Genomic DNA, 12,906 nt, shown 5'->3' with positions numbered 1-12,906 from the left:
CGGCGACACGGTCCCTTCACTCGGTCGCACAGTTCGCACACTCAACGCAGCCGAAGGCGGGAGGCTCCAGCCGTCAGCCGTCAGCCGCCGACCGCCCAGCCGTGCGCCGGATGCCAGGCGGTGGTCGCTCGCACCGAGTGATAGGCGGCCTGCGGGGTCACCGTGTCGATGGCCAACGCCGCGAACCGCTCGGCCGCGGCCGGATCGCCGACCAGATCCCAGGTGTAGGCGAACGCGCCGTGGCTCACCATCGCGGCGTCACGGGATCCCAACCGGGCTGGACGGCCAGCATGGGGGTGATGTCGTCGCGGGTGTCGAACCCACACTTCTCGTACTGCTCGGCCAACCGTCCGAGCGAATCCAGATCCAGCTCGACCCCCAGCCCAGGCCCGTCAGGCACAGCGACGGCGCCATCGATGAACTCCAACACCCCTGCCTGTACTACGTCCTCCACCAAGTACGGGTAGTGCGTGTCGCAGTCGTAGGTGAGTTCCGGAGTCGCCCCGGCCAGGTGCGTCATCGCGGCGAGGCTGATCCCGAGATGAGAGTTCGAGTGCATCGACAACCCGATGCCCCAGGTCCGGCAGATCGCCGCCAGCTCCCGCGAGCGGCGCAGTCCGCCCCAGAAGTGGTGATCCGACAGGACCACTTGCACCGCGTCCACGCGAACGGCCGGCGGCAGATGACTGAAGGCGGTCACGCACATATTGGTTGCCAGTGGCATCGAGACTTGGCGAGCCACCTCGGCCATGCCTTCGATCCCGGCAGTCGGATCCTCGAGGTATTCCAGCACCCCCTCGAGTTTCTTGCCGACGGCAACGCTGCTGGCGACGGTCCAACCTGCGTTCGGGTCGAGTCGCAGCGGGTGGTCGGGGAAGGCATCCCGGAGGGCGAGGATCACGTCGGCCTCGTCCTGCGGCGGGAGCACTCCGCCCTTCAGCTTGAGCGACTTGAAGCCGTGGCTGCCGACCATGCGCCGGGCCTGGGCGACGATCCCCTCGGCATCCATGGCCTCGCCCCACGCGTCGGCGGGATAGCCGGGATCGGGGGTGTGTGTCGCGGGTTTGAAGAAGAGGTAGCCGCTGTAGGGAACGCGGTCCCGGACCTTGCCGCCAAGCAGTTCGACGACCGGCCGACCGAGCGCCTTCCCCTGCAGATCCCAGCAGGCTACTTCGAAGGCCGACAGGACCGTGGCCAGGGTCTTCTCGTCACTCGCTTCTCCGACGAGCCCGTGCGTCGCAAGGCCCGCGGCCGAGCCGAGCGTCTCCCGGATGATCCGCTCGAGTCCGTTGAGGTCGAACGGATCCAGCCCTGCCAGCCGCGGTCCGACCCCGCGGAGAGCGGTGAGGATCGCCAGATCGCCGTACGTCTCGCCCAGGCCGGTGAGGCCCTCGTCGGTGTGGACCTGGAGGATCGACCGGAGCGCGTACGGCTGGTGCACGCCCTGGATGTTGCGCAGCGGTGGGTCCTTCATCGCGATCGGGGTGATGACGACCTCGGTGAGCTTCATGCGGTTCCCTTCCGGACGACGGTCAGGCCTTGTTCCAGGAGTTGGTCGAGTTCCTCCAGGTGTTCCGGCAGGGGATCGGTGAGTGGTGACCGGACCGACCCGACATCGGTCCACCGCCTCCGCACGGCCGCCTTGACCAGCGAGACCGCATAGCCCGCGCCTTTGTCCCGGAGCCGGACCAGCGGCAGGTAGAACTCGGGCAATAACTCCTCCAGCCCGCCCTCGTACGCATGCGCGATCTCGGGCGCGAAGCAATGCACCGCCGACGAGTACGCCCGTACTCCGATCGCGGCGTACGAGCGGGCCGTCACCTCGGCTGTCGGTAGTCCGTTGAAGTACGTCAGATCGGGTGCCACGGCCATCATCCGCTGGAGCAGATCGAGATCACCCAGGCCGTCCTTGAACCCGATCATGCCCGGGATCCGGGCGAGCTCCGCGACGCTGTCCGCGGTGAAGATCGCGTTGTCGCGCTGATAGGCGATCAGCGGCAGCCCGGCGGTCGCGGCCAGCGCCCGGAAGTGGTCGAGCAGACCTTGCTGCGACGGCTTCACCAGATAGGGCGGCAACACCAGCAACCCGTCTGCGCCGGCCTCCCGCGCCGCCGCGGCGAACTGCCGGGCCATGGCGGTGCCGTAGCCGATGCCGGCGAACACGGGCAGCGCGCCTGCGGCCTCCGCGACCGCGGCGCGCACCGCGGCGGCGTACTCGTCGAGGGTGAGTGAGAAGAACTCGCCGGTCCCGCAGCAGGCGAAGATGGCCGCCGGGCCCGCGTCGAGCTGGTGCCGCAGGTGTTCCCGGTACGGATCGAGGGCGAGGTTGCCGTCGGCATCGAACGCGGTGACGGGGAAGGAGGACAGGCGGTCGAGCTGCAATGTCACGGTGCGTCCCTTGGTTGGTAAGCGCTTGCCCAGCGAGGGTATCCTGTGACAGCGAGCCTGAGCTACAACGACCTGGTGGCGCTCGGCGCCTTGGCCCGGCTGCGAGCTCGGCAGCTCCGTGCCCGCCGAGATCTCGCTGATCGGCTTCGACGACCTCGCGCTCGACCGCGTCGCCCACTCCAACCTGACCACGGTCTCGGTCTCGCGCGATGAACTCGGCCGCCAGGCCGGCGAGATCCTCGAGCAAACCGAGTGGGCTTGCCGGAGGTGCCGGCCGCTGCGGTGTGGCAGGTCGATCTGACCGTTGGTGAGAGCTGAGTCCACGCGACACGCCGAAGTAGCGAGAGGAGAAGTAGCTTTTCCGGGTCCCGCTTCGTTGGGGATCTGTCTGGGTGAGCGGTTCTTACCGGGTGCTTACTCGACTGGGGTGTCGGGGTCCGGGTGGATCAACTAGCCTGGGTCGGGTTTTTCCGTCGGCGACGTGGAGGTTTCGTGAAGCGGTTCGTGGTTCCGCCGAACTGGCCTACGCCGCCTCGTCGGAGCTGGGTGCCGCCGAAGACCTGGCGTCCCGATCCGTCGTGGCCGCCCGCGCCCGACGGCTGGCGGTTCTGGGACGACGGCAAGGGCAATCCGGTCCGCGGACCGGTCGGCCGGTACGGCGGACCCTCCCGGCGGACGGTGATCGCCGGAGCCGGCGGGATCGCGTTGTTCCTCGCGGTGAATCTCTGGGCCCTGAACGCGATCGGCCTGTTCGACCACCAGCAGCCGAGACCGCAGGCGGCCAAGCTCGTCGACGACAGCACGCCGGGCCCGTCCATCACGCCGACGCCGACGAGCACGCCGACTCCGACGACCTTGCCCTCCGCTCCGCCACCGGTGCAGAAGACCACGGTGAAACCATCGACCGTACCGACGAGGACGCGGACCACCAAGAAGGTGCAACGCTCCGAGGAGCAGAGCCCGGTGCCGACCAAGACGGCCACCAAGACGGCCAAGCCGAACAGGCCGACCACGCCCCGGCCCCCGACCCGCGAAGAGATCATCCGGGAGTACTGCCGGCAGCAGGGCTACGACCCCGACTGGTGCAATCCCGACAACTGGCCGCCGGACCCCAACGGCCCCGGCCAACCCTGACCTTCGCAACCCCCGCGCTGTTGACAAGCCCGGCCGGCGGCCTGGTCGAGCAGGGGACGATCTCGAAGCGGGTGAGCACGAGCGTCATGTCAGACGACGTTCTGTTCGGCCTACAGTGCCCGTCGTCGGGGGAGAAGCAGGCTGCCGTCAAGCCGTCGGGGGAGACGATCGGCGCTAGGCGGACTGCCTCGGCGACGTCGATCATCCGGGTCGGGCAGGGTGGCCGCCATCAGGGCAGCAAGTAGCTGTGGTCGGCTTCGACCGTGACCGTGTCCAGCTGCGCCTTCTGCAGCTTGCCCGAGTAGTCCCAGTTCAGGGACTGCCACCGGGTGAACTGGTCGAGCACCCAGATCCCGCTCTGCCGCGACCCGTTGCCGGACTTGCCGTTGCCGCCGAACGGTAGGTGTGCCTCCGCCCCGGAGGTCGAGTTGTTCACGCTGACCATGCCGGCCGAGATCCCTTCCGCGAACTTGAACGCCTGCTGCGGATCGGTGGTGTAGATCGAGCTGGACAGCCCGTACCCCGGCCTGTTGCCCAGGGCAATCGCCTCGTCCAGCGTGCCGTACGTCGTGATCCCCACGATCGGCCCGAACGTCTCGTTGAGAAACAGCTCGTCGTCGGCGCGAACGCCGTCCACGATCACCGGGTGGTAGAAGAGCCCGGCCGCGGGATCGCCGACGAAGCCCGCGCGCGGGTTCTCCTCGGTTACTCGTCCGGTGGTGCCGATGACCTGGTGATGCGCGGCGATCCAGCCGAGGGACTTCTCGAAGCCGGCCGCGAACTTCTCGTCCAGCAGCGGCCCGAACAGCACGTCCTGGGTGGGATCACCCATCGCGGCCGCGGCGACGGCCGCACCGAAGCGCGAGACGAACTCGTCGTGCACCGACTCGTGCACGATCACTGTTCCCAGCGACGTGCACCGCTGACCCGCAGTACCGAAGCCGGAGAAGAGGGCGCCTTCGACCGCCAGGTCGAGATCCGCGTTCTCGGTGATCACCATCGGGTTCTTGCCGCCGAGCTCGAGGCAGGGGGTCTGCAGATACCGGCCGCAGAGTTCACCGATCCGGGTCCCGACCTCGCTCGACCCGGTGAAGCCGACCTTGTCGATGAGGCCGGCCGCGAGCGACTGCTCGAGCCCAGCGAAGGTGTCGGGACCGTCGGCATACACGACGTTGAGGACCCCGGCCGGTACGCCGGCATGCGCGAAGATCTGGTAGAACGCGTCGGAGCAGACCGACGAGTATTCAGCCGGCTTCCAGACGACCGTGTTGCCGCACAGCAGCGCCGGGACGATGTACCAGGACGGCACGGCGACGGGGAAGTTGCCGGCCGAGATCACCGCGACCGCGCCGACCGGACGGCGGAAGGTGAACAGTTGCTTGTCCGGCATCTCCGACGGCACCGTCTGGCCGTAGAGGCGGCGGCCCTCGCCGAGGAAGAAGTCGCAGGTGTCGATGATCTCCTGGACCTCGCCGAGCGCCTCGGCGGCCGGCTTGCCGATCTCGCGGGTGACGAGCGCGGCCAGCCGTTCCTTGTTCGCCGTCATCAGCCGGCCGACGTTCGCGATCACCTGGCCGCGTTGCGGAGCCGGCAACGCCGCCCAGCCGGCCTGTGCATCGCGCGCGGCCCGGGCAGCCTGGACGAACACCTCAGGACCGGCCACCCCGATGGTGCCGACCACGTCGGCGGTGTTCGCCGGGTTGGTCGAGGGCGTGGTCCGGACCGGATTCGGGACCCGCTCCCCGGCGACGACGGACAAGATGGCAGACGACACAGGTGGGTCCTCTCGGTCACGGGCTTCGGTGCGCCCAGCCTCCGCCACCCACCCCCCAAATGCCAACCCCACCGCAACTCCTGCTCCGCCCCCAACGATCCGCCGGCACCGCAGCTCCAACACGGGCCGACCTGGCTCCGTGGTGCGCGTTCAGCTGCCGCTGCCGCGATGAGCGAGAAGCGATGACTGAACCAAAAGGGTTCTGCTTATGTCGCCGAGTCGGAGGCAGTCCGGGGTGAGAAGGAGACGCCCAGGTTAGCTGGCGGGCCGGCCAGGGTGGGCTGACGTGCCGCTCGTGCCCTGGTGTCCTGTGGGGCTGCTGCCGGTCGACGAACCGACATCGGGGCGGTTCAAGGCCGGTCTCCTCCTCGAGCGGGGTGCGTCGATTCGGGACAGGGTGCGGGGTTTGGCGGGGGGTACATGTGAGCATTCACTGTGAGCGGTTTACGGGTGAGCGATGAAGAGATCCTGGCGATGACGTCCGCGGAACGTCGCGAGCTGATTCTGCGGCTGACGCCCGCCCCGCACGGGATCGGACCGAGCGCCCGGACGGTGGAGCAGATCCGCAAGTGGCGGCTGGCGCTGATGGTGGTCTGTGTGGTGACGCTGATCCCGTGGATCGTCTACCTGGCGAACACGCTCCCGAACCACTATGTGGCCCGCAACTGGGTCGCGACCTGGGTCGGCTTCGACGTCCTGCTGCTGGTGATGCTGACAGCGACGGCGATCGCGGGTTGGCGGCGCCGGCAGGTGCTGTTCCCGACGGCGTTCGCGTCCGGGGTGCTGCTGGTCTGTGACGCGTGGTTCGACGTGATGACCAGCCACCACGGGCGCGACCTGATCCAGGCCCTGCTCAGCGCCTTGGTGATCGAACTGCCGCTGGCCTTCATCCTGGTTGCCGGGCCGCTGCGGCTGCTGCGGTACGTCGCGATCCGGCACGGCCTGGTGGATCCGGACGTCCGGATTTGGCGCGTCCCCATCCCGATGCCCGAGCTCTGGCCCGATCGCCGGATTCCGCCCAACTGAGCCCCGGACGAGCTTGTGATCTCATTCACAAGAGGTTAGAATCTCGCTGTACTGCAACCTGTCGAAGCGACATGGGAGGGCGTACATGACCAAGCGCAAGCCGCCCGGGATGGACGTCGGGGACTGGGTCGAGCAGCAGATCCAGGAGGCGCAGAGGCGCGGCGACCTCGAGGACCTGGCCGGCGAAGGCAAGCCGATCCCGAAACTGGCGGACCCGCATGACCCTGACTGGTGGGTCAAGGACTTCCTCCGCCGGGAGCAGATCGAGGCGGACGCCTTGCTGCCGCCGACCGTGCTGCTGCGCAAGGAGAAGGCGCGCATCGCGGAAACCGTGGCCAAGATGCGCACGGAAGACGAGGTCCGCGATTACCTCGAGGACCTGAACAAGCGGATCCTGGTCCAGGTGCGCGACGCCACCGGGCCGGTGATCCCGGTCGGCAAGATGGACGAGGAAGCGGTCATCGAGCAGTGGCGGCAGGAACACCCCGCCCCGGCTCCCTCGGCCGAGCCGGAGCAGCAGGGTCCGAAGCCCAAGCGCTCCCTTTGGCAACGCCTGTTCAGCTGATCACCGTCATCCAACCGGCACTGTTGACCGACTTGGGTCGCCGCGGTTCAGCGGGCCAGCAGTTTGCGGGCCGCGGCTTCGATGGTTTGTTCGCTGAGCAGGACCTGCCGGGCCGCGTCGCCCAGCGGGACGAACGAGTCCTCGCTGGTCACCCGCGCCATCCGGCCGCTGAATCCCGCGTCCACGAGTGCCGCAAGCACGCCCTCGGACACGCCACCCGACCGCCGGGTCTCGTCGACCACCAGCACGCGGCCGGTGGCCGTTGCCTCACGCAACAAATCCTCGACCGGCAGCGGCACCAACCAGCGGAGGTCCAGAACCCTGACGCCCGGCAGCTTCGCCGCCACCCGCAGGCTCATCGGCAGACCATTCCCGAAGGTGACGAGCGTGAGTTCGCCGCCCTCGCCGTACGTCCGCCCCTTCCCGATCGGTACGTGGGCGCTCGGGTAGTCGGCCAGCCACTCGTCGTCGCCGTCCCGCAGCAGATCGCGCCGGTGATACAGCGCGATCGGCTCGAGGAACACGCAAACCGTCCCGTCGCTGCGGGCCGCCGCCGCGCACGTGTGGAGCATGGCGGCCGCGTCGTCCGGCCGTGACGGCGAGGCGACCACCAGGCCGGGAATGTCACGCAGTACGCCGATCGCGTCGTCGTTGTGGAAGTGGCCGCCGAACCCCTTCTGGTAGCCGTATCCGGCGATCCGCAGCAGCATCGGATTCCGGTACTGCCCCTGCGAGAAGAATTTCAGCGACGCCGCCTCACCCCGCAGCTGGTCCTCCGCGTTGTGCAGATAGGCGAGGTACTGAACTTCGGGAATCGGCAGCAAGCCCGACACCCCGGCGCCGAGCGCCAGGCCGAGGATCGACTGCTCGTCCAGCAAGGTGTCGAACACCCGGGCCGGCCCGTACGACTTCTGCAGCCCGCGAGTCACTCCATAGACCCCGCCCTTGCGGCCGACGTCCTCCCCGAAAACCATGGCCTCCGGGTACGACGCGAGCACGTCCCCCAGGGCACGGTTGATCGACTGGCTGAGCGTGAGCCGCTCGCTCTGTTCGAGGTGGTGACCTGGCAGCGTCTTCGCGACCACCGCGGCATTCGGGTAGCGCAGCGGCGCGGCAACAGCCTGGGCCGACTCCAGTTGCGGCAGTCCCGCCACCTCGCGGGCGATCCGCATCACCTCGGCCCGCTTGTTCTCGTAGAGCTCGACCACCTCGTCCTGATGGAACCCCGCACCGAGCAGGAGACGAGCGGTGCCGAGCAGTGGATCCAGCTCCTCGTCAGCCGTGACCTCGGCCGGGCTCCGGTACGCGGCTTCCACGTCGGATCCGGCGTGGCCCATCAGCCGCACGGTTCGGAGCCGGAGAAACGCGGGCCGGCGGTTCCGGCGTACGAAGGTCGCTGCTTCCGTCGCCATCGTCAGGGTCGCGGCGAGATCTGTGCCATCCGCATCGAAGTACCGCAATCCGGGGCGCTGCCCGTACGCCTGCTTGATCCAGCCGTCGGGTGTCCGCACGCTGATGCCGATCCCGTTGTCCTCGCAGACCAGCAGCAACGGCATCGGAATTCCCTGGTACGACGCGTGCTGCGCCGCGTTGATCGCCCCGGTAGCCGTCGAGTGATTCGCCGACGCGTCCCCGAAGCTGGTCACCACGATCGAGTCCGTCGGCCACGGCGACGGTACGGCCAGCTTGGCCGCCCGGGCGATCGAGAAGGCGACGCCCATGGCGCGGGGCAGATGTGAGGCGATCGTCGATGTCTGCGGAATGATCGCCAGGTCGTGCCGCCCGAACACCTTGTGCCGGCCGCCCGAGATCGGCTCGGTGGTCGCCGCGGCCACGCCGAGCAGGATGTCGCGGATGCCGTCCTTGTCCTGGTGTTGCGCGGCACGGGCGAGGTAGAAGGCGCCGGAGCGGTAGTGCAGCAGCGCCGGGTCGGTCGGGTGGAGAGCCGCGGCGACCCCGGCGTTCCCCTCGTGGCCGGACGACCCGATCGTGTAGAAGCCGTGGCCAGTCGCCTGCAACCACCTGGCCGCGAGATCGGCGTGCCTGCTGCCGAGCTGCGCGTCGTACAGGCCGCACAGGAGCTCAGCAGGGTGGTCGCAGGGCGCGGGCTTGAGAGCCTGGACGCGCTGGGCGAAGAGCTCATCGACCTGGCTCATGCGCCAGAGTCTACGGGTGCGGGCCGCCGGATCAGCGGGCCGGCGACTCGAATCTGACCAGCTCCGAGGCCGGCTCACCACCGGAGTTGACGCAGTGGGCGAGCAGTTGCCGGGACAGCCTGACACGGTCGCGGGAACCGGCTGGGGTCCTCGTTCGTTGTCGGGGTGTCGACGCCGCCCGGCGGCAGGGGTGCTGGGGCGCGCTTCGGGACCAGTTTGGCGGTGGTCGGCGGGGGTACCCACGAGGGTGTTCCCACCACTACTATGAGTGAGTTCGGCGACATGCAGCTTTCCCCCTTGCTTCGGCGCACGGCGATCGCGGCCGGTGTGGGAATCGGTACGGCTGGATTGCTGGCCGGGGTCCTGCTGCTCGGTCCCAAGGCCGCGTCCATCCTGCTCGCAGTGGTGTTCTTTCTCGTGTGGCCGCTCGCCACGGTGATACGGCAGGTCGCGGACGATGCGCCGTACGACTCACCGATCGTGGTCGCGATCTGTGCGGCCGGAGCTGTGCTGTGCGTGCCGGGCGTGGTCAGCCTGCTCGCCTATGGCGCCCTCGGCATGGTCGTCGCGATGATCGCGGCGCTCCTCGCCGTGGTCATCGACCTGGTGCACTCCCGGGTCTGGGTGCAGCGAAGCCGCCGGAAGCGTGCGTATGGCGGGCTGGCGGAACTGAGCAGGCTGCAGGCGCTAGAGGACGAGAGGTTGATCGCGTCGCTCCAGTGCCCGCTCAGCATCGAGGAACTCTGCGGTGTCTGGTGCGAGACGACCATGACGCTGGCCGAGGGCGCCGGCCCGCGGGACAGGCAGGCGGTCGCCGAGGTTCGGCGGATCTGCCTGGACGAGTTCGAGCGCCGCAATCCCGACGGCTTCCAGCGCTGGATCGAAGCCGGCGCGTCCACCGACCCCGGCACCTTCCTGCTCCCGAGACCCGGCGAGTAGGGCCCGGACCGCCAGCACTCACCAACCTCTCTCCGCGGCCGCCGCGGGAGCTCGTCCACGCTCAACGCCAGTGTGCTGGTCGCCGAAGGTGAGTGTTGGCGGTCCGCCTCAAGCAGCCTTCTTCTTGGCCGCGGTCTTCTTGGCCGGCCTCTTCGTCGCCGCCTTCTTCGCGGTCGTCTTCTTGGCTGCCGCCTTCTTGTCGGCGGTCCTCTTGCCGGCGGCCTTCTTGCCGGTCGTCTTCTTGGCGGTCGTCTTCTTCGCTGCAGATCCGCCCTGGCGTCGGGCGCGGGCGGCTTCGACGCTGGCTCGGAGGGCTGAGACGAGGTCGGTCACAGGGGTTGCCTCGGGCTCCTCCTCGTTGAAGACGACCTCCTTGCCCTTGCGCTTGGTGTCGACGAGCTTCTTCACCCGCTCGGTGTAGCTGTCCTTGTAGTCGACCGGGCGCCACGGGCCGCTCATCGCCTCGATCAGGTCGACCGCCATCGACAGCTGCTTCCCGCCGCTCGACTTCGCCGGCAGCGAGCCGATCACCTCGACGGGGTCGCGGATCTCGTCGGCGAAGTACATGGTCTCCAGCACGAGCACCTTGTCGTCGGCCCGGATGCAGGCCAGATATTCCTTGCTGCGCATCACGAACGACGCGATGCCTGCCCGGTTCGCCTTGGCCAGCGCATCCCGGAGCAACGCGTACGCCGAGGCGTTCTCCTTGTCCGAGGGGCCGAGGTAGTAGCTCTTCTGGTAGTAGATCGGGTCGATCTCGTCCAGGTCGACGAACTGCGAGATCTCCAGCGAGCGGGACCGGCCGGGCGCGATGTCGGCCAGTTCGTCCTGCTCGACGATGACGTACTTGCCGCCCCCGAGGTCGTGGCCCTTGACGATCTTGTCGTAGTCGACCTCACGGCCGGTCCGCTCGTTCACCCGCTTGTAGCGGATCCGGTCGGAGGTGCCGCGCTGGAACTGGTGGAAGTCCAGCTCGTGCTCCTCGGTCGCGCTGAACAGCCCGACCGGCACCGAGACCAGCCCGAAGTTGATGTAGCCATTCCAGATCGCCCGCGCCATCACCGACTCCCTTCGCTCCGAGCGTTGAGAACTAGTGTCCTGTCAGCGTCGAGTACCCAGCTCAGAGACGGTTGTACCGTTTACGTGCCTCGCGGCTTTCCTTCTGGGCGGCGCGGGCGGCCTTCCGGGCCTCGTCGAGCTCGTCGCCGATCCGGTGGACTGCCTCCTGGGCATCCGCGAGGGCTTCCCTGGCCTGGTCCAGTTGTCCGGCGAGGTCTTCCACCGAGGTCTCCGCCTGCTTGGCCGCGGCGACCGCGTCCTCCAGTTCCTGCTTGGCCTGCGCCTTCTCGGCGGCCTCGCGTTCCTCCTGGTCGCGTTCGGCCTTCTCGCGCTTGGCCTTCTCAGCGGCGGACTCCTTGGCGGCAGTCTCCTCCGCCTCCTTGGCCGAGGACTTGGCGCGGCGCTCCTGCGCCCGTTGCCGGCGCTCGTCGGTCAGCGGCATCACATTGGAGGGTTCGCCACTTTCGTCGACGACGCCGAAACCGACATGGCGCAGCGCGCTGCTCAACCGGCCTTCACGCACGGCCTCGCCCGCGGCTGGATCGACCAGCGCCGCGTCGAGGGTCTCCCGCAACTTCTGCCCGACATCCGCGCTGACCTTCTGGCCCTCCCGCTCGGAGAGCTTGGTGGCTTCCTTCGACAGCTTGTCGAGCAGCTTGTGTCGCTTCGGGGTCAGCTCCCGCAGCCGCTCGCCGTCGAGGTCTGCCGTCGCCTCCCGGAACTCGTCCCCGAGCGCGAGCAGGTCGTCGATCTCGTCCGGCAGCTCATGAGCCACCAGGTTCGTCAGCCAGGCTGCCACCGTGGGCTTGCGCAGCGCCTTCAGGCGGGTCGAGCCGAGCTGGTCGCCGTCCGCCTTGAGCTGCTTGGCGAGCTCGTTGCGAGTGGCAATGAAGTCGCCCGCGGGCGTGGCATAGAGCCGGCTCGCCGCTTCCTCGAAGTCCACCCGGCTGACGCTACAGGAACTCCTGCAGGCTCTGAACGAGCTCGGCCGGGGCATTTTCGGCGATGTGGTGGGGCGAGTCGATCCCGTGCCCGACGATCCCCGGACACCACGGGCGCCAGACCGCCAGCGGGTCGCCGTAGATCTCCTCCATGTCGTCCTTGGTCGACCACAGCATCAGCATCGGGCACTCGAGCTGCCGTCCGGCCGCGCGATAGTCCTCGTCGTGCCGGCGGTCGCAGCGGGGACCGGCCCGGTAGTCCTCGACCATCGCATGCACGGTCGCGGGATCGCGGATTGCCGCCAGGAAATCGGCGTGGTTCTCCGGGCCCAGCTGGTCCGGGCCGTTCGATGTCCACGCGTTGTACCAGGTCTCGGGATCCGCGCAGATCACCCGCTCGGCCGGCTTCGCGGTCTGGGCGAAGAACCACCAGTGCCACCAGGCCTCGGCGAAGTCCGAATCGCACCGTTCGAGGGCCTCGACCACCGGGACGCCGTCCATCACGACCAGCTTGCTCACCCGCTCCGGATGATCCATCGCGGTGCGGTAGGCGACCTGGGAGCCGCGGTCATGCCCGACGACGGCGAACTGTTCATGGCCGAGGGCAACCATCAGCCCGACGATGTCGGCCGCCATCGATCGCTTCGAGTACTGCGTATGGTCCTCGTCCGCGGCGGGCTTGTCCGACTGGCCGTAGCCGCGGAGATCCGGACAGACCACGGTGAAGTCCGCGGCGAGCGCGGGCGCGACCTGGTACCACGTCGTATGGGTCCGCGGATGACCGTGCAGTAGCACCACCGGCGGCCCGGATCCGCCGTGGCGCACCCGCAACGTCACCTCGCCGGTGTCGATCCGCTCCAGGGTGAATCCTTCGAACACGTCGTCGCTCCGATCATGGCTGCCCCCACCAGCGGTCTGCTGATG

At 68.6% G+C, this 12,906-nt stretch carries 13 protein-coding genes and 1 pseudogene; 6 read left to right on the top strand and 8 right to left on the bottom strand.

Going from position 1 to position 12,906, the window contains the following annotated elements; translation table 11 throughout:
- Positions 1-80: 80 nt before the first annotated feature.
- From ABD210_RS16260 to ABD210_RS16250, 3 genes are read right to left on the bottom strand one after another with little or no spacing between them, the layout of a single operon-like run.
- Positions 81-251 (bottom strand): hypothetical protein, encoded by a 171-nt coding sequence (locus tag ABD210_RS16260; protein WP_344112325.1) that lies wholly within the window; start codon positions 249-251, stop codon positions 81-83.
- The gene (locus ABD210_RS16255; protein WP_344112324.1) at positions 245-1,510 is read right to left on the bottom strand and encodes a glucarate dehydratase family protein; all 1,266 of its coding nucleotides are present in this window, start codon (positions 1,508-1,510) and stop codon (positions 245-247) included. Before ABD210_RS16255 ends, ABD210_RS16260 begins: the two co-directional genes overlap by 7 nt.
- On the bottom strand, positions 1,507-2,388 hold the full coding sequence (locus ABD210_RS16250) for a 5-dehydro-4-deoxyglucarate dehydratase (RefSeq protein ID WP_344112322.1): 882 nt from the start codon (positions 2,386-2,388) through the stop codon (positions 1,507-1,509). Before ABD210_RS16250 ends, ABD210_RS16255 begins: the two co-directional genes overlap by 4 nt.
- 115 nt (positions 2,389-2,503) lie before the next feature.
- Between ABD210_RS16250 and ABD210_RS16245 the strand changes: the two are divergent.
- From ABD210_RS16245 to ABD210_RS16235, 3 genes and pseudogenes are all read left to right on the top strand, one after another.
- A pseudogene (locus ABD210_RS16245) lies at positions 2,504-2,689 on the top strand (substrate-binding domain-containing protein); the annotation flags it as partial.
- A 191-nt stretch (positions 2,690-2,880) separates the two neighbouring features.
- Positions 2,881-3,522, top strand: coding sequence for a hypothetical protein (locus ABD210_RS16240; RefSeq protein WP_344112321.1), 642 nt, complete (start codon positions 2,881-2,883; stop codon positions 3,520-3,522).
- Positions 3,523-3,608: 86 nt separating this feature from the next.
- Positions 3,609-3,767: a hypothetical protein gene (locus ABD210_RS16235; RefSeq protein WP_344112320.1), complete on the top strand. Its 159-nt coding sequence runs from the start codon at positions 3,609-3,611 to the stop codon at positions 3,765-3,767.
- Here ABD210_RS16235 and ABD210_RS16230 read toward each other — a convergent pair.
- Positions 3,752-5,296: an aldehyde dehydrogenase family protein gene (locus ABD210_RS16230; RefSeq protein ID WP_344112319.1), complete on the bottom strand. Its 1,545-nt coding sequence runs from the start codon at positions 5,294-5,296 to the stop codon at positions 3,752-3,754. The two genes, ABD210_RS16235 and ABD210_RS16230, sit on opposite strands and share 16 nt — an antisense overlap.
- Positions 5,297-5,746: 450 nt before the next feature.
- On the opposite strand from ABD210_RS16230, the gene ABD210_RS16225 reads away from it, so the two are divergent.
- Positions 5,747-6,322, top strand: coding sequence for a hypothetical protein (locus ABD210_RS16225; RefSeq protein ID WP_344112318.1), 576 nt, complete (start codon positions 5,747-5,749; stop codon positions 6,320-6,322).
- Positions 6,323-6,407: 85 nt separating this feature from the next.
- On the top strand, positions 6,408-6,887 hold the full coding sequence (locus ABD210_RS16220; RefSeq protein WP_344112317.1) for a DnaJ family domain-containing protein: 480 nt from the start codon (positions 6,408-6,410) through the stop codon (positions 6,885-6,887).
- A gap of 47 nt (positions 6,888-6,934) precedes the next feature.
- Here ABD210_RS16220 and ABD210_RS16215 read toward each other — a convergent pair whose 3' ends face one another.
- Positions 6,935-9,043, bottom strand: a complete 2,109-nt coding sequence (locus tag ABD210_RS16215) for a thiamine pyrophosphate-dependent enzyme (protein ID WP_344112315.1) — start codon at positions 9,041-9,043, stop codon at positions 6,935-6,937.
- A gap of 264 nt (positions 9,044-9,307) precedes the next feature.
- On the opposite strand from ABD210_RS16215, the gene ABD210_RS16210 reads away from it, so the two are divergent.
- Positions 9,308-9,982, top strand: coding sequence for a hypothetical protein (locus ABD210_RS16210; RefSeq protein ID WP_344112314.1), 675 nt, complete (start codon positions 9,308-9,310; stop codon positions 9,980-9,982).
- 108 nt (positions 9,983-10,090) lie between these two features.
- Here the strand turns inward: ABD210_RS16210 and ku are convergent, their stop codons facing one another.
- From ku to ABD210_RS16195, 3 genes are all read right to left on the bottom strand, one after another.
- On the bottom strand, positions 10,091-11,041 hold the full coding sequence (ku, locus tag ABD210_RS16205) for a non-homologous end joining protein Ku (RefSeq protein ID WP_344112312.1): 951 nt from the start codon (positions 11,039-11,041) through the stop codon (positions 10,091-10,093).
- 61 nt (positions 11,042-11,102) lie between these two features.
- Positions 11,103-11,984, bottom strand: coding sequence for a hypothetical protein (locus ABD210_RS16200; protein WP_344112311.1), 882 nt, complete (start codon positions 11,982-11,984; stop codon positions 11,103-11,105).
- Positions 11,985-11,994: 10 nt separating this feature from the next.
- The gene (locus ABD210_RS16195) at positions 11,995-12,861 is read right to left on the bottom strand and encodes an alpha/beta fold hydrolase (RefSeq protein WP_344112310.1); all 867 of its coding nucleotides are present in this window, start codon (positions 12,859-12,861) and stop codon (positions 11,995-11,997) included.
- Positions 12,862-12,906 lie beyond the last annotated feature (45 nt).

Origin of the sequence: Kribbella alba (genome assembly GCF_039529635.1) — a bacterium.
In the GTDB taxonomy this organism is placed as follows: Bacteria; Actinomycetota; Actinomycetes; order Propionibacteriales; family Kribbellaceae; genus Kribbella; species Kribbella alba.
Note: the sequence above shows the minus strand (reverse complement) of the source record. Positions and strands in the feature narration are given on the sequence as shown.